Annotated in this window: 20 protein-coding genes and 1 other RNA gene; 10 read left to right on the top strand and 11 right to left on the bottom strand. The window is 73.0% G+C overall.

From position 1 onward, the window contains the following. Window positions 1-34 precede the first annotated feature (34 nt). From ACVWNX_RS25170 to ACVWNX_RS25145, 6 genes are all read right to left on the bottom strand, one after another. Window positions 35-616 carry a hypothetical protein gene (locus tag ACVWNX_RS25170; protein ID WP_454410134.1) on the bottom strand — a complete coding sequence of 194 codons (582 nt, stop codon included), beginning with the start codon at window positions 614-616 and terminating at the stop codon, window positions 35-37. Next, complete coding sequence (locus ACVWNX_RS25165) at window positions 613-2358, bottom strand: alpha/beta fold hydrolase (protein ID WP_454410133.1); 1746 nt, start codon at window positions 2356-2358, stop codon at window positions 613-615. The genes ACVWNX_RS25170 and ACVWNX_RS25165 overlap by 4 nt, the downstream gene beginning before the upstream one ends. A gap of 330 nt (window positions 2359-2688) precedes the next feature. Further along, a complete protein-coding gene (locus ACVWNX_RS25160) occupies window positions 2689-2895 on the bottom strand; it encodes a hypothetical protein (RefSeq protein ID WP_454410131.1) in 207 nt (68 codons plus the stop codon). Window positions 2896-2937: 42 nt separating this feature from the next. Then, complete coding sequence (locus ACVWNX_RS25155; protein WP_454410129.1) at window positions 2938-3144, bottom strand: hypothetical protein; 207 nt, start codon at window positions 3142-3144, stop codon at window positions 2938-2940. An 894-nt stretch (window positions 3145-4038) separates the two neighbouring features. Beyond that, on the bottom strand, window positions 4039-5379 hold the full coding sequence (locus ACVWNX_RS25150) for a UDP-glucose dehydrogenase family protein (protein WP_454410128.1): 1341 nt from the start codon (window positions 5377-5379) through the stop codon (window positions 4039-4041). A 111-nt stretch (window positions 5380-5490) separates the two neighbouring features. After that, window positions 5491-6723 (bottom strand): SIR2 family protein, encoded by a 1233-nt coding sequence (locus ACVWNX_RS25145; protein WP_454410126.1) that lies wholly within the window; start codon window positions 6721-6723, stop codon window positions 5491-5493. 252 nt (window positions 6724-6975) lie between these two features. On the opposite strand from ACVWNX_RS25145, the gene ACVWNX_RS25140 reads away from it, so the two are divergent. Together ACVWNX_RS25140 and ACVWNX_RS25135 are read left to right on the top strand one after the other, a co-directional pair. After that, window positions 6976-8268: a helix-turn-helix domain-containing protein gene (locus ACVWNX_RS25140; RefSeq protein WP_454410124.1), complete on the top strand. Its 1293-nt coding sequence runs from the start codon at window positions 6976-6978 to the stop codon at window positions 8266-8268. Window positions 8269-8450: 182 nt separating this feature from the next. After that, a complete protein-coding gene (locus tag ACVWNX_RS25135) occupies window positions 8451-9605 on the top strand; it encodes a Fic family protein (protein ID WP_454410122.1) in 1155 nt (384 codons plus the stop codon). Between the two features lie 146 nt (window positions 9606-9751). On the opposite strand, the gene rnpB is transcribed toward ACVWNX_RS25135, so the two are convergent. From rnpB to ACVWNX_RS25120, 3 genes are all read right to left on the bottom strand, one after another. Beyond that, window positions 9752-10163: RNase P RNA component class A (rnpB, locus tag ACVWNX_RS25130), an RNA gene on the bottom strand. Window positions 10164-10218: 55 nt separating this feature from the next. After that, entirely contained in the window at window positions 10219-11115 is an 897-nt protein-coding gene (locus ACVWNX_RS25125) for a TetR/AcrR family transcriptional regulator (RefSeq protein ID WP_454410120.1), read from the bottom strand. Continuing rightward, window positions 11108-11569, bottom strand: a complete 462-nt coding sequence (locus ACVWNX_RS25120) for a DUF4260 family protein (protein WP_454410119.1) — start codon at window positions 11567-11569, stop codon at window positions 11108-11110. The genes ACVWNX_RS25125 and ACVWNX_RS25120 overlap by 8 nt, the downstream gene beginning before the upstream one ends. A gap of 187 nt (window positions 11570-11756) precedes the next feature. Here ACVWNX_RS25120 and ACVWNX_RS25115 point away from each other — a divergent pair, with 187 nt between their 5' ends. Together ACVWNX_RS25115 and ACVWNX_RS25110 are read left to right on the top strand one after the other, a co-directional pair. Continuing rightward, window positions 11757-12608 (top strand): MerR family transcriptional regulator, encoded by an 852-nt coding sequence (locus ACVWNX_RS25115; RefSeq protein ID WP_454410117.1) that lies wholly within the window; start codon window positions 11757-11759, stop codon window positions 12606-12608. A 73-nt stretch (window positions 12609-12681) separates the two neighbouring features. Beyond that, entirely contained in the window at window positions 12682-13488 is an 807-nt protein-coding gene (locus ACVWNX_RS25110) for a hypothetical protein (RefSeq protein WP_454410116.1), read from the top strand. A gap of 135 nt (window positions 13489-13623) precedes the next feature. Here ACVWNX_RS25110 and ACVWNX_RS25105 read toward each other — a convergent pair whose 3' ends face one another. Then, entirely contained in the window at window positions 13624-15021 is a 1398-nt protein-coding gene (locus tag ACVWNX_RS25105) for an APC family permease (RefSeq protein ID WP_454410114.1), read from the bottom strand. A gap of 301 nt (window positions 15022-15322) precedes the next feature. Between ACVWNX_RS25105 and ACVWNX_RS25100 the strand changes: the two genes are divergently transcribed. Genes ACVWNX_RS25100 through ACVWNX_RS25085 form a run of 4 tightly spaced genes read left to right on the top strand, consistent with a single transcriptional unit; the run spans window position 15323 to window position 18922 of the window. After that, on the top strand, window positions 15323-16123 hold the full coding sequence (locus ACVWNX_RS25100) for a polysaccharide deacetylase family protein (RefSeq protein ID WP_454410112.1): 801 nt from the start codon (window positions 15323-15325) through the stop codon (window positions 16121-16123). Next, complete coding sequence (locus ACVWNX_RS25095; protein WP_454410110.1) at window positions 16120-16953, top strand: SDR family NAD(P)-dependent oxidoreductase; 834 nt, start codon at window positions 16120-16122, stop codon at window positions 16951-16953. Before ACVWNX_RS25100 ends, ACVWNX_RS25095 begins: the two co-directional genes overlap by 4 nt. Then, complete coding sequence (locus tag ACVWNX_RS25090; protein WP_454410109.1) at window positions 16950-17687, top strand: SDR family NAD(P)-dependent oxidoreductase; 738 nt, start codon at window positions 16950-16952, stop codon at window positions 17685-17687. The genes ACVWNX_RS25095 and ACVWNX_RS25090 overlap by 4 nt, the downstream gene beginning before the upstream one ends. Beyond that, window positions 17684-18922: a C45 family autoproteolytic acyltransferase/hydolase gene (locus tag ACVWNX_RS25085; RefSeq protein ID WP_454410108.1), complete on the top strand. Its 1239-nt coding sequence runs from the start codon at window positions 17684-17686 to the stop codon at window positions 18920-18922. Before ACVWNX_RS25090 ends, ACVWNX_RS25085 begins: the two co-directional genes overlap by 4 nt. A 127-nt stretch (window positions 18923-19049) precedes the next feature. On the opposite strand, the gene ACVWNX_RS25080 is transcribed toward ACVWNX_RS25085, so the two are convergent. Then, window positions 19050-20930, bottom strand: a complete 1881-nt coding sequence (locus ACVWNX_RS25080; protein WP_454410106.1) for an ABC transporter substrate-binding protein — start codon at window positions 20928-20930, stop codon at window positions 19050-19052. 251 nt (window positions 20931-21181) lie between these two features. Between ACVWNX_RS25080 and yaaA the strand changes: the two genes are divergently transcribed. Both yaaA and eda read left to right on the top strand, forming a co-directional pair. Then, entirely contained in the window at window positions 21182-21982 is an 801-nt protein-coding gene (gene yaaA, locus ACVWNX_RS25075; RefSeq protein WP_454410104.1) for a peroxide stress protein YaaA, read from the top strand. A gap of 64 nt (window positions 21983-22046) precedes the next feature. Further along, window positions 22047-22724 (top strand): bifunctional 4-hydroxy-2-oxoglutarate aldolase/2-dehydro-3-deoxy-phosphogluconate aldolase, encoded by a 678-nt coding sequence (gene eda, locus ACVWNX_RS25070; RefSeq protein WP_454410102.1) that lies wholly within the window; start codon window positions 22047-22049, stop codon window positions 22722-22724. Window positions 22725-22863 lie beyond the last annotated feature (139 nt).

Genomic DNA, 22863 nt, shown 5'->3' with positions numbered 1-22863 from the left:
TTCCAGGGGGTGGGTGGGGTTCCGCGCGGGGTGGTCAGGCGGCGGCGCGCAGGAAGCCCGGCGGTACGGGGGTCATCTCCTGGTAGGCGGAGACGAAGAGGACCTCCGGGTCCTCGCTGTCGTCGTGTCCGGCGGCCCGGACCACCGAGAACTGGAAGCCCCGCACCCCGGAGACCCCGGTGGTCTCCCGGATCTGCTTCCTGATGAACTCGCTGAGCACCCGGTAGGACGACATGCCCGTGGGGTCCTCGCCGATGGAGACCCGGCGCAGGATGGCGGTGCAGATGTCGAACACGGCCTTCTCGGTGCGGCGGGTCGCGAACCAGACCGCCTGGATCGGCGCGCGCGGCACGATCAGGTCCAGCTCGATCCAGGCCGAGGTCCGGCGGTCGTCGTCGAGGGTGCGGTACAGGTAGTGGTAGTCGTGGGTGGCCGGATTGGGCGCGAAGAACTTCCAGTTGGGCAGCAGGGAGAACACGTCCCGCTCCCGCAGCCGCTCGAAGGCCGAGTGCGGGTGCTGCGCGAGCAGCGTCGCCACCAGCGCGGCGGCGCCCGCGACCCGGGTGACGGCACCGGGGCCGGTGAAGGCGTCCTTCAGGACCGTGGTGGCGCTCACTTGGTCTCACCCGCCTCTTCCACGTCGTCCCGCTCCACGAGGGCGGCGGGGGCGTCCGGGGCGGTCTGGGCCGGGGACGCGCAGTGTTCCCTCACGAAGGCCGCGATGAGGTCGGCCGTGCTGCGGGCGAACCGCGGGTTGGTCAGGATCGAGTCGTGGTTGGCGCGTTCCACCACGGACAGGGAGGCGTGGCCGCCCGCCGTCTCGTGGGTGCGGACCAGGTCGTGGTACATCAGCAGCTGGTCGGGGTCGTTGTCGACGGTCATCTGGGCGGCGATGACCAGACCGGGCGCGGTGACCGGGTCCAGGGTCCCGGAGAAGCTCATCAGCTCCTCGCGGACGACGTCCCACTCCCGGACGGCGGCCTGCCACATCCGCGCGTCGGCGTAGTGGGCGAAGACCTTCCGCCGGTAGTTGTCCGGCAGCTGGTCCACCCAGCGGGGGCGCGACATCAGGGCGCCGAAGCCGAGCCGCGTCCAGCGGGCGGTCTCCCGCAGGGTCTCGGTGAAGTTCTCGCTGCCCTTCAACTGCTTCTTGGAGCGGATCAGTTCGGCCGGGTGGGTGGGGTCGACGTAGACGACGCCCGAGACCCGGTCGCCGAGCCGGGCGACGAGCCGCCGGTTCAGCTCCCCGCCCAGGGAGTGCCCGACGAGCACCACCTTGCGGCCGGGGGGCAGCGCCCCGTTGACCAGGTCCTCCAGGTCGTCGACCGACTCCTCCAGGGTGTACGGGGCCTCCCGGGTCCGGAGGGAGGGGCCGTAACCGGCGCGGGAGTAGGAGAGCACGGGCAGGCCCAGGTCGAACGAGAGCCGCTCGGCGACCCACGAGAAGTGCTCGGCGGTCGAGGACAGCCCGTGGTTGAAGACGAGGACGGGGCTGTCGGGCTGGTCGGTGCCGCCCACGTCGTAGGTGAGCACGTTGCCCCAGCGGGTGGTGACCTCGCGGGTGGTCGGCCAGCCCTCCATCACCTGGGCACGGCGCTGGGTCGCCAGCACGGCCGATCCGGTGACGGCTCCGGCCAGCAGCACCAGCGCGACCTTGACCAGCCGGTCGTCGCGGCCCGCGACGGCGGGCAGGGTGCGCGGCGCGGTGGTGTAGGCCACCACGGGGTGCATCGACGGGAACGCGGTCGCGAACCGGCCCAGTCCCATGACGAACGCGTTGGCGATGTGGAAGCTGCCCGCCGCCCCGATCATGACCCGGGTCATCTTGCCCCCGGCCAGGTAGACCACGGGGAAGAGGCACTCCATCGCCAGCACCGAGTGCTGGACGGCCTTGCTGGTCTTGGGGTAGCGCTGGATGAGCCGGAACGCGGGCTCCCAGCCGTAGGTCTTGGTCCGCATCACCCCGGGGAGCGCCGAGCCGTCCCGCCACTTGTTGCCGAACGTCTTCACCCAGCCGGACGCCGAGTAGGACATGTTCGCCTGGATGGCGAGGTACCACAGCAGGGCGTCCTTGACCGAGGGACTCTTCGACAGCCGGGTCAGTCCGGTGGCCAACTGGGTCTGCACGGCGACCTGGTCCGCGCCGTCCGAGCCGTAACGGTGCCGGGACTGGAGGAGAAGGGTGGTGAGCGCGAGATAGAGATTTCCCGCCCCCCGCCATTTCTGATTCCCGGGCGCCAGCAGAGCGAGACTGCACGCGACCCGCGAACCGTGCAATACGAGCGTGGTCCGCTTTCCGCTCACCGCTTTGGTGATCCGCTGGATAACGGGCACCATGCTCTCGGGAGAATGCTTCATTATCTCCCAGTCGTTGAGCCCACCGGGATCCATGTGGCGGCGTTGGCTCAAGTATTCCAGGGAAGAGGAGAGACTGGAGAGAGCGGCGAGTCTCTCCGATATGCCCACCGCGCGGTCCCGGGACAGCGGGACCGGCGCGAAGACCGAAGAAGCGAGCTTCTTTATCAGCCTCATGCGGAAGTTTTCCTCCATGCGGAAGCGACCGAAGGTAACATCGGAGTGCCGCCGGGCCGCGATTCCGCCGTGGCCCGGCGGCACTCCTCACCTCCGGACGTCACTCACCGGAGGTTTCCTGTGGTACTGCCCGCGGGCCTGGGGCCCGTCGGTTGATCAGAGCGAGGGACGCTGCCCGCCACGACCGGCCTCGAACGCCTGGACGCAGACCCAGGAGACGCCCGCACCGCCGGCGAAGCCCACACCGAAGGCGACGAAGGCCGGGGTGGCCTGGACCGGCGCCAGCGCGCCGACCTCACCCTGGCTGCCGTCCGCCAGCTCGGCCGGGGTGACCGCGATGACACTGTCGATGATCTTGCTCATGCCGATCTCCACTCTTCTCGGGGTTGACTGGGTGGACGCGACTTACAGGGTCGGGCGCTGACCGCCCCAGACCCGACCGGCCACGTAGGCGCCGGCCACGACGGTCACACCGGCGACGGCACCGCCGACGTACCAGCAGGTGGCGACGGCGGCGAGCGGGGTGGCCAGGACCGGCGCGCCGGTGTCGTCCCGGTAGCCCTGCTCCAGCGTTCCGAAGTTCTGCTCGTTCATGAACTCGGCGATCATCATTCGATGACTCCCTTTCCCTGCGATGTAGGGGATTTCCGGTTCTCGTACGGCACAACCGTGAATCGGGCATGGGTCTGACCACACCCAGAAAAAAGCCAGGAGAATTCTGCGAGGAGCATCTTACGGGGATGTTCGCATTCTTCGGTACCGCGCGCCACGCAGAGATTTTCGGTTCACACCCCACCTTGCGGTGCAGTGCTTGAAACCTTGGACCCGGACTCGATCCTGAATCAGGTCAGATAGCCACTGCCCGATTCTTGCGCCGTACGAAATCCTCGCCTCGGGAACCATCCTCCCGAGGACTGCGTCATGTTATCCAGGCGCCAACGGCACACAACAGGCCCCAAGGTCATTGTGGCTGGATACACCGTATACACTCACCCCCTCCACAGGACCCCCACATGGACCCCGGCCTGCGCTTTCCCTCTCCTCCCCCACCACCCCGACCCGGCCGGCGGTAAAACGGAGTGACTGGTTCTCCTACGACAGCCGACGGGGAACGGACAAACCAAGGAAACGGACACCACTCCCGACGATCAGATGGTTCGTCCGCGTTCCTCCGCTTTCACCCCTCCGCTGAGCGGGTCCCTCCGTCCAGTCCACGCGCGTTGACGGAACCCCCGCGACGACACCCCCTCCTGGCCATCCGGCGCGCCCCCTTGCGACCACCGGGGACCGCCTCCCCACCGGCCCCGGCGCCGCGCACCGGGAGGGCACCCCGAACGGCCGCGAACACGCCGGACGTCCACTCCCGGCCACGCGACCGGAAGGGACGGGGCATCACGGGCGGACGACGACGGCGGGGTGCCCGAAGGCGTCAGGACCCGGACCCGGCGGAGTGGAGGACGCTCCCGGTGGGAAGGGTCCGGGGGGCACCGAAGGCCGGGGTGTCCGTCATCGTCCCGTCGCGGGGTGGCGCACGGGGCGGCCGAGCTGGTGCACGGTCCATCCGGCACGGGTCCAGTCGGCCGGGTCGACGGCGGTGCGGACGTCGACGAGGACGGGGCGGCGGACGAGACCCGCGGCCGTGACGGGAAGGGACGGGTCCTTGGTGTACTGGGGCCACTCCGTGGCCAGGACCACCAGGTCCGCTCCGGCCAGGGCCTCGTCGAGGGTGTCGGCGAAGGAGCGTCCGGGGTGGAGACGGCGGGCCGCCGGAACGGCCTCGGGGTCGTGGACGACGGTGCGGGCGGAGACCTCGTGGAGGAGTCCGGCCAGCCGGAGGGCGGGCGAGGAACGGACGTCACTGGTACCGGGCTTGAAGGAGGCGCCGAGAACGGCGATCGCGGCGGTGCCGAGCGGGCCTTCGTGGGCGCGTTCGACCAGGGCGAGGGCGGCGTCCCTCCGGCCGTGGTTGATCCCCTCGACGGCGGTGAGGAGCGCGGAGGCCCCGGCGGCGCCGAGCTCACCGACCCGATGGGTGAAGGCGGCGACGTCCTTGGGGAGGCAGCCGCCGCCGTAGCCGATGCCGGGCCGCATCCCGGCATGGCCGATGCGGTGGTCGACGCCGATGCCGTGCGCGACGGTGGCGACGTCGGCGCCGGTGATCTCGCAGACCTCGGCCATGGCGTTGATGTAGCTGATCTTCGTGGCGAGATAGGCGTTCGCGGCGCTCTTGAGGACTTCGGCGGTGGCGGGGTCGGTGACGATCAGCTCGGTGCCACCGCGTTCGAGGACGGGGGCGTACACCTCCCGTACGGCCTTCTCGGCGGCGGGGGTGGTGAGCCCGGCGACGATCCGGTCGGGGCGGAGGGAGTCCTCGACGGCGTGGCCCTCGCGCAGGAACTCCGGGTTCCAGACGAGGTCCACCCCGTCCGGGGCGTGCTCGGCGAGGACGGCCTGGAGACGGGCGACGGTCCCGACGGTGACGGTGGACTTGCCGACGACGGTAGCGGGGCGCTTCAGCAGCGCGGCGAGATCACGGACGGCGTCGGTGACCTGGCTGGTGTCGTACCCCTGGCCGTCGGCGCGGAGCGGGGTGCCGACCGCGATGAAGTGGAGGTCGGCGAAGTCGGCGGCCTCGGCGAGGTCGGTGGTGAACCGGAGCCGCCCGCTCGGGACGTGCTCGGCCAGCAACTCGTCGAGGCCCTTCTCGTAGAAGGCGCCGCGCCCCGACCGGAGGATCCCGCAGGTCTCCGGGTCGAGTTCGACGCCGATGACCTCGTGGCCGAGTTCCGCCATCGCGGCGGCGTGCGGGGCTCCGAGGTGCCCGCAGCCGATCACCGAAACACGCATGGGGCCGTCCTTGGGGTGGGGTGCTGTCGTGGAGGCGCTCCGTGATCCGGACGCCTCCACGACGCTATCCCTCTTCGGCATCAGAAGGGCCGACTTCCAGGCGGTCGGCGGTCAGGGGGTGACGTCCAAGAGCTCGCACAGACGCCGGAGGGCGGGAGTCGCCCCGGAGCGGACGACGGTGTCGCCTTCGCGGGCTCCCTCGATCGGGTACTCCTTGAAGGCGCCGTTCTCCATCAGGCCCTCGGGGTCGACGTAGAAGATCTTCATGCCCTTGGCGCGGGCACGGGCCTGGACGGAACGCCGGTCCGCGTGCAGGCCGATCACCAAGAGTGCGCGGGCATGGTCCAAAAGCGGGACCGGAGGGATCTTCTGGTCGTACCGGCGGACGAAGACCTCCTCCAGACCTGCGCGGGCGGCGAGGAGGTCGAAGTTGTGGGTGATGACCGGGCCGGTCATGTGACCGGCGGCGTGCAGAGCCTTGAGAGCCAGGTGGGCACCGGTGGGTTCGGCGGTGAAGCAGGTCGCGAACATCCGGGTCAGCGACTCGGCCTTGCCCGAGGCGTCGAGCAGCATCTCCCGTACGAGGGTGTCGGCTTGCGGGGTGAGGGTGAAGCCGTGGGACTGGGTGAATTCGTCTCCCTTCCGTTCGGTGACCCGGTAGACCTCGTGGAGGTAGTGCAGCGGAGGGACACCCGCCTCGATCGAGGTGCCGCATCCGACCTCGACCTGGAAGGGGAGATGGTCCAACAGGCCGGACAAGTCCTGGGCGAACTCCGGGGCGCCGCGCCGCTCCTTGATCCGCATACCACCGGCGAGGACGTCCCAGGGCAGGTTCCGCAGGGAGCGGGCAACCGCGTAGCCCTCGGAGGTGATGAGGACGTCCAGGGTCCGGAAGCCGACGGGAACGGTCCGGTCCGCGCGTTCGTCCTGGGGATGGGTGTCGTACTCGGTGAGGGCGGTGACGAGGTCGCCGTGGCGCCAGCCGGTACCGTCCCGACGCCACCGGCCCTGTTCGAGCCAGCCGTCGACGCTTTCGGCGTAGGCACGGATCTCATGGTTCGGAGCCGTGAAGGACACGTACAGGTACAGGTCTGCGAGGACGAGCCTCGGTACGGGGAAGGTGTAGTCGAGGGCGTAGGTGTAACGGTAGTGCACGATCCGCCGACGGCCGGAGGCGTCCTCGCTCCAGCCGGACTGTTCGGCGTTGGCGGGGTCCTGGGTCCGGCGCCAGATGCCTTCCTCGATGCTGCGGGGGCGCTCACGACCCGCGCCCTCGAAGAAAGTCTTCCAGGTGATCACTTGACCATCGGTCAACTGCTCGATCACGGGGTACGGCAGGTACACGGGTACTCCTTCAGGCCGAGGATTGTGGGCGGGAAGCACAGGTCAGGTGGTGCCGTCGAGAACCACGGCACCTGCAGGCGGACTCACTCGGCCGGCGAGCCGGCGGCACACCAACAGAGCACCACCCGAGCAGTGCTGCCGGTGATCGGCTACCGCAGCCCGCACATCGCGTGCAGATGCTGCAAACGTCGTCGACGCGACCGTCGCCGTGCCCTACCGTTTGGGCCCCGACCCGGGCGCGTGGGAGGGCTGATGCTCACCGCTGACTTAGACATCTGGGCCACCCGCGAGGCGCGGGAGCACGTCAAACACCGTTCCCCCGGCCGCCTCGTCCGGCTCGGCCGCCGTCGTCTCGGCTGGCGACAGGCCGACCTCGGAGTGCGGATCGGTTGCTCCGCCTCCACCGTCTCCCGTCTGGAAGCCGGCAGGCACCCTTCGGACATCCGTCTGCTCACGGCCGCCGCGACAGCCGTCGGCCTGCCGCCCGTTCTTCTGGCGGCTGCCTGCGGCATCACCGCCGAAGCCGGTCCTCGTCCCACTAGAGTGGCGCCGCACGCTCCGCCCACCGAGGAGGATCCCATGCACCGCCGTACCCTGCTCACCGCCGCAGGCACGGCCGTGCCCGCCTCCCTGCTCGTGGCGATCGACGACGCCCTCGCCCTCACTCCCCCCGGCACGGGCACCATGCCAGTCGACCAGCGTCTGGCCCAAGCCCGGAGGATGTGGGACACCGGCCGCCACACGGCCCTCCTCGCGGAGCTGCCCGGCCTCCTCGGCGACGCACACCGGGCCGCCCGCTCCCGCACCCCTCTGGACCACGCCCAGCTCTCCGCCTGCTATCTCCTCGCCACCCGGATCCTGGGGAAGATCGGCCGCTACGAACGGGCTCGGCTCACCGCCGACCGCGCCACCACCTACGCCGCCGTCGCCGAGTCCCCCGTCGCCTCCGCTGCGGCTGCCCGCGAGTTGTCGATCGTCCTCCGCCATCAGGACCAGCCCGCCGCCGCCCAGCGCTTGGTCCTGGCGGCGCTCGCGGAGGTCGAGGCCACCGGCCTGACGACTGGCTCGCAAACAGCGGCGTACGCACAGATGTTGTGCACCACCGCCTACACCGCCGCCCGCACCGGCGACCGGACCCAGGCCCTGGCCCTGATCGCCGAAGCCCGTCAAGCCGCCCGCCGTCTCCCGGACACCGTCCCGGCGGACCGCTTCTTCCGCATCTCCCCAGCGGCTGCCAACCTCTATGCCGTCGGTGTCCACTGGGCGCTCGGTGACGCAGGCACGGCTCTGGAGGCCGGGCGGCATCTACGGCCGGAGCAGTTCCCCACCCCGGAACGCATCAGCCGGATGCACACCGACCTCGCCCGTGCCTGGTGGCGATACGGCAAACCGGAGCAGACCGCCTTGGAGCTCCTTGCCGCACTACGGGCCAGCCCCGCCGAGGTCCGCGACCGCTCCTCCATCCGTACGATCGTCAGCTCGCTGTCCTCCCGCCATCCCCGGACCCCCGGCGTCCGCGAACTGACGCTCGCCCTCGCCCGCTGACCGACAGCGGTCGGTCCGGTCGGGCAAAGGCGGTGGCCCGACACAGAGGGCGGACCGCCTCCCGGGTCCATGGGCCACCTTCTCCGTTCACCAGCAGCACGCCCGCGCCTCCGATGAGGTGTCCACGAGGTCGGCCTCCGCAGCCGGAGGAGAGAATGGCGCCTTGAAGGCAGCATTACGTCATGCTGTACCACACGCCTCGGCTCTCCTCCGCCGACCACCGCGTCCTCGCCGAAGTCGCCGACATGCGTCATGCCCTGCGGCACACCGTGCGGCAGGCCCCGGCCAAGTGGACCCTTGGCCTCCGACGGCATCTGACCGCCTCGGCCATCGCCGCGTCCAACACCATCGAGGGCTACCGGGTCGACGCCCGCGATGTCGCCGACCTCATGGACGACGCGCGGGAGAACGTGGACGTCACCGAGGCGAATCGCGCGGAGACCGTCGCCTGCCAGCAGTCCATGACCTACATCCAGTCACTTCACGACGCCCCTGACTTCGCGTACGGCAAGGGACTCCTCAACGCGCTGCACTGGATGCTCCAGGGCCACCACCACCACCACCCCCGCAAGCCCGCCGGACAGTGGCGGCGGGGACCGATCTTCATCAGTGCCGTAGGCGACCCTCACGCCACGGAGTACGGAGGCCCCCACGAAGACGAGGTGCCTTCCCTGATGGGCGAGTTGATCGACTGGCTCAACACCGGAGACCTCGACTCGGACCCGCTCGTCCGCGCAGCAATGGCCCACTTCAACCTCGTCAAGATCCACCCGTGGGCCGACGGCAACGGCCGGATGTCCCGCTCCTTGCAGACCCTCCTGATCGCCCGGGAGGGCGTCCTCGCTCCCGAGTTCTCCTCCATCGAGGCGTGGCTGGGCATGCCCGGCCACACCTGGGACTACTACAAGGTGCTGCGCGAGGTCGGCGGCCCGGTCTACAGCCCGGCGCGGGACACCACCCCCTGGGTGCGGTTCAATCTGCGCGCCTACCACGAGCAGTCCCAGAGCGTCCAGCACCGCGTGGACCGTTCCAACCGGTGCTGGATCCAGCTCGAAGAGCGACGCGAGGCGCTCGGTGTCACCGAACGCCAGATCACCGCCCTGCACGAGGTCGCCGTCACCGGCCGGGTGCGCCGCTCCCGCTACGAGAAGGCGGAGGGAATCAGCGAACAACAAGCCCAGCGCGACATGCAGCACCTGATGCGCGAGGACCTGCTGACCCCGGTCGGCAACACCAAGGGCCGCCACTACGTGCCCGGCTCCCGGTACCCGCGGAACGTCCTGGCCACGGCCGCCGCCCGCCACACGATCCGCGACCCGTACGAGAGCCTGCACTGACAGGTCGGGGGGACCAGTAGATGGAACCAGCGCGATCACCTACCCAGCCGTCCGCCTCTTTGAACCGGAGTCTCCCCGGTCTCTCCCCAGCGGGGCTCGGCGCTCCGCCACCCCGGACGGAAGCGCAGGTCAACGGGGCTGGCGGGCAGACGAGTCGGGCATACGCCGGGTTCTGTACCCCGGGGCCTCGCGGCCATCGGGGTGACGGCCATCCATCTAGGACCGGTGTTGCCACCGGCCTCGTGCGGTCTACCCGCGGACTCGGGCGGGCAGCCCTCGAACGTCCGCGCAGGGCCCCGGTGTGACCCGTGGCCCCTCTTGACCTTGCTCCAGGTGGGGTTTACCTAGCCGCCTGGGTCACCCCAGGCGCTGGTGGTCTCTTACACCACCGTTTCACCCTTACCGGGGTCCGTACGCGTACGGTCCCCGGCGGTCTGCTTTCTGTGGCACTGTCCCGCGGGTCACCCCGGGTGGCCGTTAGCCACCACCCTGCCCTGTGGAGCCCGGACGTTCCTCGGGAGCATCCGAGGATGCCCACGCGACCGTCCGCCCGGCTCGTCTGCCGTACCGGACATGCTACCCGGCCGACGGGGGGTCAGGGTGGTCGGGCCGATCAGTACTCCAGGGCCCGGACGCCCGCCGACCAGGCGGCGGCGAGGTCGGCGCCGTCCGGGAACCGGCCGTGGATCTCCAGGCTCACCATCCCGTGGGCGAACGCCCACACCGCGCGGGCCCGGTCGACGTCGAAGCCGCAGGCCCTCATCAGGGGCAGCGCCGCCCGTTCCTCCAGCCCGTCCGGCAGGGCGTGCCGGGGCAGCGGACGCTCGGTGGCCAGGAGGTAGAGGTGCGGATGGGCGAGGGCGTCCCGCCGGTACGCGTCGGCGAGGGCCTCCAGAAGCGTTCCCGCGCGCGGTGCGCCGCCCGTCGTCGCGGCTGCCGGGACTCCGGACGCGGCCGGGACGTGCCACGGGGAGGGGCCGTCCGTCGCGGGCCGGGCGTCCGTCATGGATGGGGTGCCCGGCGCGGATGGGGTTCCCAGGGTGGATGGAGTGTCCGAGGCGGGCAGGGCGCCCCGGACGGGTGGGGCCTCCGTCGCGGGCGGGGTCTCCGGGACGGATGGGGTGCCCTCCAGGAACCGGGCGTCCGCCGCCGGTGGGGCGAGAGGTGCCGAGGGGGCGGGGGCAACGGGCCCGGCGGGGGCACCGCCCGGGGGCCGGTCGCCGTGCGCGAAGCTTCGCTCCGCCGCCTCCAGCGCCTCGGCCGTCTCCAGCAGTCCCAGGGCGATCACCTCCGCCTCCACGGCGGCCTTGTCCGGGAAGTGCTTGTAGAGGGAGGGCGCCTTGATGCCGAGGTGGTCCGCGAGGGCCCGCATGGTGAGGGCGGCCGGTCCGGACTCCGCCACCAGGGCGCGGGCGGCGAGGACGATCTCCCGGGCCCGGGGGGTGAGGCGGGCGAGCGGATCGCCCGCGCCCGGCGGCGACTCCGCCGTTCCCGTCAGCCGTTCAGCCACGTTGGAAGCCCTCCTTCGTTCGCAGGCCGTACCCGAAGGCGCGATCGTACGAGATGTGGGCGAGCCAGGCGCACAGCGCGGCGAACAGCGGGGCCCACTCCTTGGGCGCGAGGAACGCGTAGCCGACGGCGAGGACGAACGGGACCGACGCCCGGTGGGTCAGGTTGTAGTAGGGGACGGCCCGGGGCCGCAGCTGCCCCGGGACGAGGCCATCGCCGCCCCGCAGTCCGACCAGCAGCGGCAGATCGGGGGCGACGGCGAAGACCACCGCCATGACCACGGCCGGCCAGCCGTGGTTGACGCCCTCCAGCACGGCGAACGCGGTCCAGAAGAGGGCGGCGGCGAACCAGGCGGCGCGAACGGCCGGAGCGGGGACGGCCCGGACGCGCGGGGCGGACGTCCCGGCGGCGGCGGGGCGGACGGGCCAGCTCGGCTCGGGGGTGACGGCGGACATGGGCGGACTCCTTCGGTTCGGACGGGACAGGGCCGGGGCGAGGGCGGACGGAACGGGCCCGGGCGATCGGCGACCCGACGGCTAACACCGTTAGCCACACCGTACGGCTAACAGCGTTAGCCGTCAATGGGGGCCCCGGGGGACGAGTGCTTGACCTTGCCGCGACGTCATGGTTTCTCCTGAAGCCATGCGGATCGGAGAACTCGCCACGGCGGCCGGGGTCACTCCCCGGGCCATCCGGCACTACCACCACCTGGGGCTGCTGCCCGAGCCCGGGCGACTGCCCAACGGGTACCGCGACTACACGCTGCGCCACGCGGTCCTGCTGGCCCGCGTCCGGCGGCTGACCGAGCTGGGCCTCGGGCTCGCGGAGGTCCGTGACGTCCTCGCCGACGACGCGGGCCGCGAACTCGCCGAGGTGCTCGGTGAGTTGGACGAGGACCTGGCCCGTCAGGAACGGGCGCTGCGCGAACGGCGACGCCGGGTGGGCGCCCTGCTGACCGAGGCCCGCGCGGGACGGCTCAGCGCGAACGGACCGTCCTCACCGGAACTCGCCGCGCTGCTGGGCGAGTTGGACGCGGCCGAGCCGGAAGCCCCGCTGTCCCCGATGGCGGTGCGGGACCGCGAGCTGCTCGGCCTGCTGGACGCGTCCGCCGATCCCGGGGACCAGGCCCGGCTCGTCTCCCTGCTCGGGGAGACGGTGCGCGCACCGGGCGCGGCGGCCCGTGCCCACGCGGTGTACGCGCGGCTGGACGCCCTGGACCGCGCGGATCCCGCCGACCCCCGGGTGGAGGAGACCGCCCGCGCCCTGGCCGATCTGCTGCCGCCCGCGCTCGCCGACGAACTCAGGACCGGGGGGCTGGTGCCCGACGGGCCGGACGGGGACGGCGGGCCGGAGCACCAGCGGACCCGGGGCAGTTCCACCGGGAGGGACGAGGGGGCGCGGGCGTTCATGGACGCGGTCTTCGCGGACTTCGCCCCCGCCCAGGCCGCGGCGGTCCGGCGGGCCCTCGCGCTCCTGGTGGACGACGACCGGTGAGACCGTCGCCCCCGCACGCGGACGACGGGGACGGAAGAGAAGGAAGAGAAGGCAAGAGGAGGAGGGGACGGACATGGACGGGAACCACGCCCACGCCCACACCGGAACGGACACGAGCACAGGCGCAGGCACCAGCACGGGCACCAGCACCGACACCGGCACCGGCACCGGCACCGGCACCGGCACCAGCCGGGCCGACGGGGAGCGGGAGCCCCGGGTGCCCGGTGCGTTCCGGCGGATCGTCGCGCACGAGGCCCGGACGCTGGTCAGCCACGGGCTGTGGCTGACCCGGCGGCGGAACGGGGTCCGGCCGGGCGACCGGGCCTTCGGCTACGCGCGGAGCCAGGCGGCGCTGGTGTACGGCTTGGCCTTCGTGTGTCTGGTGGAGACGGTGGGGCTGGCCTATCTGCTGCGGAACCTGCCCGTCCTGCACACGGTGACGCTGGTGCTGGACGTGTACACGGTGGTGACGGTGCTGGGGATGCAGACGGCGGCCGTCACCCGTCCGCATGTGCTGTCCGGCACCGGGCTACGGGTGCGGCAGGGCGCCCTGGTCGACGTCCGGATACCGCTGACGCAGGTCACCGCGGTGCGGGAGCGGCTGCGGACCTCGGACGGGCGGGTGCCGGGCGAACTGGCGGTGACCGTCGGCGCGCTGACCAACGTGACCGTGGAGCTGGCGGCCCCGCTCACCCGGATCACCCCGCTGGGCCGTACCGACCGGTTCTCGGTGGTGCACCTGTACGCGGACGACCCGGCCGCCCTGGCCACCGCGCTGCGCTCCGCCCTCCCCCCGACGACGACCACCGCGCCCGCACCCCCGCCCGCGCCTGCGCCTGCGCCCACCACGGCCCCTGCCCCCACCCCCGCAACCGGGTGAGCGGAAGGGGACGGCCCGGGCCGGAACACGGCGGCGCCCCGGCCCGGGCCCCGACGGAGAGGTGGGGGGTGCCCGGAACGGGGCGCGGCGGTGCGGGCGCCGGGTCGGCGTCCGGTCGGCTCAGGTCAGGTCAGGTCAGGTCACCGGGGTGGCCTCCCGGTGGGCGCCGGGGACGCCCGGGGTGAGGTCCTCGTCCTCGGGGCCCATGTGCAGCTCCGGCGGGCGGCGGGTGAAGAACCGGGTGCTGATCGCCAGGAGCACCACGCCGACCGCCATCCAGACCAGGCCGACGAGGAAGGTGTCCCCGGTGAGGCTGGTCCACAGCCAGACCGTGCTGGCGAAGCCGAGGCCCGGGAGCAGCCCGTTGACCAGCAGGGAACGCGGGGTCAGGGTCCGTCCGCGACCGATCAGGTAGTGCTTGATCACGCTCAGGTTGACCATCGAGAACGCGGCCAGCGCCCCGAAGTTGATCATGACGACGGCCTGGTCGAGGGTGAGGACCACCGACAGCAGGGCGACGGCGGAGACGGCGATCAGCGCACCGACCGGGGTGCCGAACCGGGGGTTGAGCCGTCCGAAGACCCGTCGGGGCAGCAGTCCGTCCCGGCCCATGGAGAAGATGATCCGGGAGACGCTGGCCTGGGAGACCATCGCGGACCCGATGCAGCCCATCACGTAGACGACGGTGAACGCCGTGCTCATCGCGGAGCCGCCGACCGTGCTCATCAGCTCCGCGCCCGCCGCGTCGGGATCGGAGAAGGAGTGGTCGGGGCGGACCAGCGCGCCGACCCAGGCGACCAGGACGAAGAGCCCGCCGCCGATCGCGGTGGTGAGGATGATGCCGAGCGGCACGGTCCGGCGCGGTTCGTGGGCCTCCTCGGCGAGGGTGGACACCGCGTCGAAGCCGAGGAAGCTGAGGGCGAGGATCACCGCGCCGCCCGCCAGCAGCGACCACTGGTCGGCGGCCGGGACGAAGGAGTCGAAGAGCTGCCCCGCCGGGACGTCCGACTTGGCCCCGGCGAGCCCGACGAACAGGGCCAGCAGCACCGCTGTGGCGCCCATGATGACGGCGGTGATCTTGCTGACGAACTTCACCCCGATCACGTTGAACGCCAGGACCAGCAGCAGCACCGCCACGCTCCACACGCCCTGCGGGACGCCCGGGAACTGGGCGTGCAGATAGATGCCCGCGAGCAGGAACGACACCATCGGCAGGAACAGGTAGTCGAGCATCAGGGTCCAGCCGGTCAGGAAACCGACGTGACCGCCGAACACCTTCTGCGCGTACTTGTAAGCGGAACCCGCCGCCGGGAAACTCCGCACCATGCGGCCGTAACTGTGCGCGGTCAGCAGCATGACCGCGAGCGCCAGTACATAGGCTGCCGGAAGATGCCCCTCGGTTTCCCCGCCCACGATTCCGTACGTCGTGAACACGGCCACCGGGGACATGTAGGTGAGACCGAAAAGAACGATCGCGGGCAGCCTCAGCACTCTCGTCAGCTGAGGCGCTTTCTCCGTCGTGTTACTGGACACCGGCTCGTTTCCTCTCCGCGCCCGTCGGTTCAACGGGGGTTCCATCGATTCCCGAAGAGTGGCAAAACCCCGGCGGTGTGCACATACGCATCTGTACGTATGGCGCGACCGGGGTCCCGCCGCCCCCGGACGGGGCGCGCGGCCGTCGGCACGGCTCGTACGTAATCTTACGGAGTTCGCCGCGCGACCTGGCTCGTTACCGTGGTCACCACGTCCTCCGCCCCTTCCGTCCGGCCTCCGCGCCGGTCCCGGAAGGCCACCGGGAGGGCGGCACCCGGCGAGCGAGCGGAAGGACCCGTACATGTGGCCCGTGGGCTGTGACGCGGCGATGGCGGTGACCGTCGACTTCGACGCCGACGAATTGTGGATCGCCGAGGACCCCGCGAACTCGGCCCGTCCAGGAGTTCTCTCCCAGGCCCGTTACGGAGCACTGGTCGCGGTACCCGCGCTACTGGAATTGTTCGACCGCCTCGACATTCCCGCGACGTTCTTCGTCTGTGGTGGGGACGCCGTCCGCTATCCCGCCGTGCTGGAATCCGTGGCGGCGCGCGGACACGAGATAGGGCACCACGGTCACACCCATCGTTCCCCCCATCTCATGAGCCGGGAGGAAGAGGAAGCGGAACTCGTCCGGGGCCTCGACGCGCTGCGTCCGCTGGCCGGGGAGGTCCACGGGTACCGCTCCCCGTCCTGGGACACCAGCCCGCACACCCTGGACCTGCTCACCGCGCACGGCTTCTCCTACGCGTCGAACATGATGGACGCCGTCGTGCCGTACCTCCATCCCGGTCATCCGCTGGTGGAGGTGCCCGTGCACTGGTCGCTGGACGACGCCCCGCACTTCTGGTTCGACGCGACGAGCTGGAACAAGACGATGCGCTCGGCCCGCGAGGTGGCCGAGGTGTGGGACGAGGAGACCTCCGCGATCCACGCGGCGGGCGGTCTGGTCACCCTGACCGTGCATCCCCAGATCATCGGACGGCCGGGACGGCTGCGGATGCTGGAGGCGTATCTGACCCGGCTGCGCGCCGACCCCCGGCTGTGGTTCGCCCGGGGCCGGGAGATCGCCGCCGCCGTCCGCGAGGCGGAGGTCCCGGCATGACCGCCCCGGCTCCCACGGCCGGTGCCGACACGGCCGCCGGTCCGGCCCCCGCCCGGCGCCGCGCCGCCCTGGTCACCGGCGCGGCCCGGGGCATCGGCCGGGCCGTCGCCGCCCGGCTGCTCGACGGCGGCTGGAACGTGCTGCTCGCCGACGTCGACGCCGCCGGGGTGACGGAGACCGCCCGGGCGCTGGACCCCACCGGACGCCACGCGGTCGCGGTCGCCGCCGATGTGGCGGAGACCGCCCCCGGCACCGGCGCCGCGCTGCTGGCGGCCCGGGCCGTGGAGGCGTTCGGCGGGCTGGACGCGCTGGTCGCCAACGCGGCCGTCGGCGGACCGGACACCCCGCTGCTGGACACCCCCGACGAGGCGGTGCGGCGGGTGTTCGAGATCAACTTCTTCGGGGTGCTGCGCTGCGCCCGGGCCGTCGCGCCACTGCTGGGACGGGACGGGGAACGCGGCCGGATCGTCGTCCTGGGCTCGCTGTTCGCCCAGACGCCGACCCCCGGCGCGGGCGCCTACAGCGCGTCGAAGGCCGCCGTCCAGTCGCTGATGGCGACCCTGTCGGTGGAGCTGGCAGAGGTCGCCACCGTGAACTCCGTCGCCCCCGGCTACGTGATGACGGAGATGCACCGCGAGGAGCTGGCCGCACGGGCCCGCCGCAGCGGTCGCACCCCCGACGAGGAGCGGCGGCGCGTGGTGGCGGCCGTCCCCCTGGCGCGGCACGGCACCGGGGCCGACGTCGCGGACGCCGTCCACTTCCTGCTCTCCGGAGCCGACTACGTCACCGGTCAGACCCTCAACGTCAACGGAGGAGTGCTCACCTCATGAGCGACACACCGAAAGCACCGCGCCGACTGGTCGTGACGGGCGCCGGTTCGGGCATCGGGCGGGCCACCGCCGACCGCGCCCACCGCCTCGGCTGGACGGTCGCCGGACTCGACCTGCGGCCCGGGGACACCGCCCCGTACCCGGTGTCCGGCTGCGACGTCGGCGACGAGGAGTCGGTGCGCGCCGCCTTCGACGGGATCGGACGGCGGTGGGACGGGCACGCCCCGGACGCGGTGGTGCACTGCGCGGGCGTCTACCGCTTCCGGCCCGCCGTCGAGACCTCCGCCGCCGACTGGGACGCGGTGGTCGGGCTGAACGCCCGGGGCTCGCTGCTGGTGGCCGCCGAGGCGGCCCGGCGGATGCGGGCGCGCGGCACCGGCGGCAGCGTCACCCTGCTCTCCTCCATCGCGGCGTCGCGCGGTGACGCGGGCGAGCCCAGCGCCGCGTACAGCGCCAGCAAGGGCGCGGTGGAGGCGCTGACCCGGCAGCTCGCCGTGGAGTGGGGGCCGGACGGCGTCCGCTGCAACGCCGTCGCCCCGGGGGTGATCGACACCCCGATGACGACGGTGTCGGCCGATCCGGAGTCCCTCGCGGGGGTCCTCGGACGGATCCCGGCCCGACGGCTCGGCACCGCCGACGAGGTGGCGCGGGTGTGTCTGTTCCTCGCCTCCGAGGACGCCGCGTACGTCAGCGGCGTCGTGGTCGCGGTCGACGGCGGGCAGGGCGCGGCGTGAGCGGCGGGGCGCGGGCCGCGCACACCGCGTACCCCCCGGCGCTGGTCGTCCGGACGGAGGGCGGGCCGCTGGAGCGGGGCCGTCAGTACGGGGCCGCCACCAAGGAGCGGGTGGGGGCGAGTCTGACCGCGTACGAGGAGGTGTACGCCCGGTTCGCCGGGCTGACCTGGGCCGGGGCGACCCGGCTGGCGCGGACGTACCTCCCGGCGCTGGAGCGGTTCGAGGAGCGGTACCTGGCGGCGGACGGTCCGCGCGCCGGGGCGGGCTACCTGGCGGAGATGCGCGGGGTCGCGGAGGGCGCGGGGGTGTCGTTCGAGGACGTCCTGGCGCTGAACCTGCGCACCGAGATCCTGTTCTCCGGCAAGGCCCGCCGGATCGCGGCGGCCCGGACGGCGGCGGAGCGGGGGATGCCGGGCGGACGGCCGCCCGCCGAGTGCACCTCGTTCTGCGATCTGCGGGGACCGGAGCCGGTGGTGGGGCAGAACTGGGACTGGATCCCGTTCTCGCACGACACGGTGGTGGTGCTGGAGTCCGCGCCGGACCGGGGCCCCCGGTGGGTGTCGGTGGTCGAGGCGGGGCTGCTCGCCAAGTTCGGGACCAACGCGGCGGGCGTCACCGTGCTGACCAACGCGCTGGTCACCTCGCGGGACGTGGGCGAGGCGGGGCTGCCGTACCACCTGGTGCTGCGGGCGCTGCTGGACTCGCCGTCGCTGGCCGACGGGGTGGAGCTGCTGAGGGAAGTGCGGCGGTCGTCCTCGGCGAACTACCTGCTGGTGGGGGACGGCCGGGCGGTCGACGCGGAGACCCGGCCGGGCGGTCCCGGGGAGGTGTCCTGGACCTCGGTGGAGCGCGGCGGGTTCCTGGTGCACGCCAACCACTTCCACGCCGGTGACGGGGACTTCGGCTCGGTGGCGGAGGACCTCGGGCCCCGGGTGATGCCGGACTCGCCGTTCCGGCGGGCGCGGGCGGAGCGGCTGGCCGAGCTGATGCCCGAGCCCTCGCTGGCCGGGTGGCACGAGGTGCTGAGCGACCACGAGAACTACCCCGACGCGCTGTGCTGCCACCCCGACGAGCGGCAGGAGCCGCTGGAGCGGGGGTCGACGGTGGCCAGCGCGGTGTTCCTGCCGGAGCGGCGGGAGATGCACCTGGCGCTGGGTCATCCGTGCGCGGCGCCCCGGGTGGCGTACCGCTACGGGGAGTTCTTCGCGGGCGGCGACGGCGTCGGCGTCGGCTGAGGCTCCGTTCCCGGCCCGGGCCCGACGGGTTCCGGCCCGGACCCGACGGGTTCCGGCCCGGGCCCGGACCCTTCCCGGGGGCAGGCGGCCGGTACCGGTCCCCCGGGCCCTCGGACGGGCGGGGCCGTCAGGTGGGCAGGAGTTCCTGCCCCTCCGTGGAGAGCCGGTAGGTGCGGGTCGGCTGGGCGAGGCTGGGGTCGCCCGTCTCGTCGGGGTAGCCGGAGACGGCCTGGCCGGGCGAGGCGAAGAGATAGGTGCCGTTGACGCCCCGGTAGGCGGAGTCCCGCAGATACGCGCCGACCGCCTCGGGGCGCAGCGAGCCGGTGATGGAGAACGCCGCGTGCGCCAGCCGCACCTGGTCGTAGGCGGCGCTGGCCTGGCTGCGGCCGGGCGGGACGCCGAACGCGCGCGCGTACCGCTCGCTGAAGCGCCGTCCCAGGGGGTCGTCGGGGCGGCCGGTGACGGTGGACCAGATGACCTGTCCCCCACGGTGTTCGATGCGGCGGGCGAAGCCCGGCACCGAAGGGGTGTAGATGTGGTAGGTCAGCTGGTCGGGGCGGTGCCGGGTGAGGGCGTTCTGGAGGGCTGCGGCGGTCTCCACGCTCAGATGGGAGACGACGACGAGTTCCGGCCGGTCGGCGAGGACCTCCCGGGCCAGCTCGTCCACGTGGTCGACGGTGAGGCCGACCCGGTGGGCGCTGGCGACGCTCCAGCCCGTCCGGCGCACCCGGGCGGTGAAGGTGTCGTCGGTGATCGCGCAACCGTAGCCGTCGAGTTCGACGAGGGCGAGCCGGGGGTGGTCGGCGCTGCCGGTCGCGGGGTGGCCCCGGAGGTAGCCGAGGAGCGCGGACCGGTAGGCGGTCTCGGAGGGGCAGGTCTGGAAGACGTGGCCGAGGCGGCGGGGGTCGGCGCGGACCGCGTCCACGCTGCGGGTCCAGGTGTTGGTGTGCAGGAAGGTCCGGCCGAAGTCGGCGGCGAACGCGAACACCTCGGGGCTCAGCGCGCTGGCGTAGCTGCTGGTGACGGCGTCCACGTCGGCCCCGGTCAGCTCCCTGAGCGCGTCCTCGACGGACTCCGGGTCGAAGGGGTCGATGTGGACGGTGAGGTGCTCCACGGACCGGCCGTGGTCGTGGCGGAGCGCGTTGATGTCGCGGACGGCGAGGGCGGCGCCCCGGGCGGACTCCCGGCCGTCGGCGGCGAACGCCCCGCCGACCACGATGGTGCCGATCCGGACGGAGCGCCGGGCGGCACGGCCGGTGACGGCGGGGACGGGACGGACCCGGCGGGCGACCGGGACGCCGGGGGCGGTGGCGGCGTGCCGTTCGACGTCGAGGACCCGGACGCCGCCGCGCTGCTCGGCTCCGCCGGGCAGGGGCAGCCGGATCAGGTCGCGGTCGACGGCGAGGGCGCTGAGCCCGGCCCGGGAGTCCTGGTCGAGCTTCCTCAGCAGCCGTTCGACCTGGGTGGTGACGGTGCGGATGCTGGTGCCGAGACGGCTGGACACCTCCCGGTTGGAGAGGCCGAGGGCCACCAGCGAGATGATGTCGACCTCCCGGGCGGTGAGCCCGGCGGGCGGACCCGGCAGCGGGCTGGTCCGCAGGGTGACGACGGGGTCCCCGCCGTCCCCGCCGTCCCCGCCGGACGGGGCGCGCGCCTCCAGACGGCAGCGGAACCAGTGACCGTCCTCGCACCACAGGAACCGGGCCTCGGTGAGCCCGGCGGCGTGGAACCCGGCGACCCGGCGCAGCAGCGCGGGGCTGGGCCCGGCACCCGGGCCCGGGGCACCGGTGGCGGCGGATGCGTCCGTGTCGCTGGGGGTGCCGGAGGCGGCGGTGGCGGCAGAGGTGCCCATGACGCCGGAGATGGCGGAGGTTCCGGAGGTGACCGGAGCCGGGGCCGGAGCTGAGCCGGAGGCGGCGGAGGCCCCGGAGTCCGGTCCGGTGGCGGGGACGGTGAGGGTGACGTCCCAGGTCTCGTCAGGGGGCAGCGGGGGCTGGTGCGACGGCACGGTCCTCATTCCTCTCGCCCGAGCGGTCCGCACGGACGCCGACCATGCGGTGGAAACCCCCGCGTACGCACCCTAACCGGGCGGGGGCGACCGAGGCCAGGGTCATCCGTCCCGAGGCAGGCGCGACGACCTGGAGCCGCGTGACGGCCACGGTCGGTGTCCGAGGCCGGGCGGGGGCGCGCAGCGCATAGGCTGGACGGCCGGGGCGTGCCCGCCCCGGCGCCGTCCCCACACCTCCCCTGGAGAAGCCCGTGCTCGTGCTGTTGCCGCCGTCCGAGGGGAAGGCCGCCGCGGGCCGGGGCGCTCCGCTGAAGCCCGAGGGGCTGTCGCTGCCGGAGCTGGCCCCCGCGCGGGCGGCGGTGCTGGACGCGCTGGAGGAGCTGTGCCTCGGGGACGAGGAGAAGGCGCGGACCGCGCTGGGGCTGAGCGAGGGGCAGCGGGCGGAGGTCGCGAAGAACGCCGCCCTGCGCACGGCGGGGGCCCGTCCGGCCGGGGAGCTGTACACGGGGGTGCTGTACGACGCGCTGGACCTGGCCTCGCTGGACCCGGCGGCCAAGCGGCGGGCGACCCGCTCGCTGCTGGTGTTCTCGGGGCTGTGGGGCGCGGTGCGCGTCAACGACCGGATCCCCCCGTACCGCTGCGCGATGGGGGTGCGGCTGCCGGGACTGGGGGCGCTGGGCCCGTACTGGCGGACGGTGATGGACGGGGCGCTGCCCGGGGCGGCGGGCCGGGGGCTGGTGCTGGACCTGCGGTCGTCGGCGTACGCGGCGGCGTGGAAGCCGTCGGGCGAGGTCGCCGGGCGGACGGCCACCGTGCGGGTGCTGCACGCGCAGTGGGTGGACGGGGTGGAGAAGCGGTCCGTGGTGAGCCACTTCAACAAGGCGACGAAGGGCCGGATCGTCCGTTCGCTGCTGACGGCCGGGGCGGACCCGAAGGGGCCCGCGCAGTTGGTGGAGGCGCTGCGGGACCTCGGGTACGTGGTGGAGGCCCGGGAGCCCGCGCGGGCCGGGACCCCCTGGGCCCTGGACGTCGTGGTGACCGAGATCCACTGAACGTCCGTTGCGCACCACGCAACAGGCTTTGCGCACACTGCTCACTCAGCGGCAGGATGACGCCATGACTTCCTCGCAGCCCGCCCCGTCCCCGTCCGCTCCCGCCCAGGCGCCCGTCCCCGCCTCGGCCCTGGACCTCGCCCCGGTGATCCCGGTGGTCGTGGTGCGGAACGCCGCCGACGCCGTCCCGCTGGCGCGGGCCCTGGTCGCGGGCGGGCTGCCCGCCATCGAGGTGACCCTGCGGACCCCCGCCGCGCCGGACGCGATCCGGGCGATCGCCGCGGAGGTGCCGGGCGCGGTGGTCGGGGCCGGGACGGTGACCCGCCCGGAGCACGCCGCCGCGGCGGTCGCCGCCGGGGCGCGGTTCCTGGTCAGCCCCGGCTCGACGCCCGGGCTGCTGGACGCGATGCGGGAGACCGGGGTGCCGTTCCTGCCCGGGGTCTCCACCGCCTCGGAGGTCCTGGCGCTGCTGGAGCGCGGGGTCACCGACCTGAAGTTCTTCCCGGCCGAGGCGGCGGGCGGCACCGCGTATCTGAAGTCGCTGGCCGGACCGCTCCCCCAGGCCCGTTTCTGCCCCACCGGCGGCATCGGCCCCGGCAGCGCCCCCGCCTATCTGGCGCTGCCGAACGTGGCCTGCGTGGGCGGCTCCTGGATGCTCCCCGAGGACGCGGTGCGCGCCGGGGACTGGGACCGCGTCGAGGCACTGGCCCGCGAGGCCGCCGCCCTGGGCACCCCCCGCTGACCCCTCCGCCGGGCACCACGGGATCTCCCGGCGGACACCACCCGACCCCGACGGAGGTCACCGGACCCCGACGGACACCACGGCCCGTCCACACCTCGGGCGGGGACGGGCCGGGTCAAGCGCCCGACGGGCGACGGAC

It is taken from the genome of Streptomyces sp. JNUCC 64 (genome assembly GCF_054484115.1).
Note: the sequence above shows the minus strand (reverse complement) of the source record. Positions and strands in the feature narration are given on the sequence as shown.

What these genes read in the sequence shown, in the direction of transcription:
- ACVWNX_RS25155 (WP_454410129.1), bottom strand. Translation starts at nt 3,144, where the DNA reads ATGATGATCGCCGAGTTCATGAACGAGCAGAACTTCGGAACGCTGGAG.
- ACVWNX_RS25165 (WP_454410133.1), bottom strand. Translation starts at nt 2,358, where the DNA reads ATGAAGCATTCTCCCGAGAGCATGGTGCCCGTTATCCAGCGGATCACC.
- ACVWNX_RS25115 (WP_454410117.1), top strand. Translation starts at nt 11,757, where the DNA reads ATGCGGATCGGAGAACTCGCCACGGCGGCCGGGGTCACTCCCCGGGCC.
- ACVWNX_RS25140 (WP_454410124.1), top strand. Translation starts at nt 6,976, where the DNA reads ATGCTCACCGCTGACTTAGACATCTGGGCCACCCGCGAGGCGCGGGAG.
- ACVWNX_RS25100 (WP_454410112.1), top strand. Translation starts at nt 15,323, where the DNA reads ATGTGGCCCGTGGGCTGTGACGCGGCGATGGCGGTGACCGTCGACTTC.
- ACVWNX_RS25150 (WP_454410128.1), bottom strand. Translation starts at nt 5,379, where the DNA reads ATGCGTGTTTCGGTGATCGGCTGCGGGCACCTCGGAGCCCCGCACGCC.
- ACVWNX_RS25090 (WP_454410109.1), top strand. Translation starts at nt 16,950, where the DNA reads ATGAGCGACACACCGAAAGCACCGCGCCGACTGGTCGTGACGGGCGCC.
- ACVWNX_RS25095 (WP_454410110.1), top strand. Translation starts at nt 16,120, where the DNA reads ATGACCGCCCCGGCTCCCACGGCCGGTGCCGACACGGCCGCCGGTCCG.
- ACVWNX_RS25120 (WP_454410119.1), bottom strand. Translation starts at nt 11,569, where the DNA reads ATGTCCGCCGTCACCCCCGAGCCGAGCTGGCCCGTCCGCCCCGCCGCC.
- ACVWNX_RS25135 (WP_454410122.1), top strand. Translation starts at nt 8,451, where the DNA reads ATGCTGTACCACACGCCTCGGCTCTCCTCCGCCGACCACCGCGTCCTC.
- ACVWNX_RS25110 (WP_454410116.1), top strand. Translation starts at nt 12,682, where the DNA reads ATGGACGGGAACCACGCCCACGCCCACACCGGAACGGACACGAGCACA.
- eda (WP_454410102.1), top strand. Translation starts at nt 22,047, where the DNA reads ATGACTTCCTCGCAGCCCGCCCCGTCCCCGTCCGCTCCCGCCCAGGCG.
- ACVWNX_RS25160 (WP_454410131.1), bottom strand. Translation starts at nt 2,895, where the DNA reads ATGAGCAAGATCATCGACAGTGTCATCGCGGTCACCCCGGCCGAGCTG.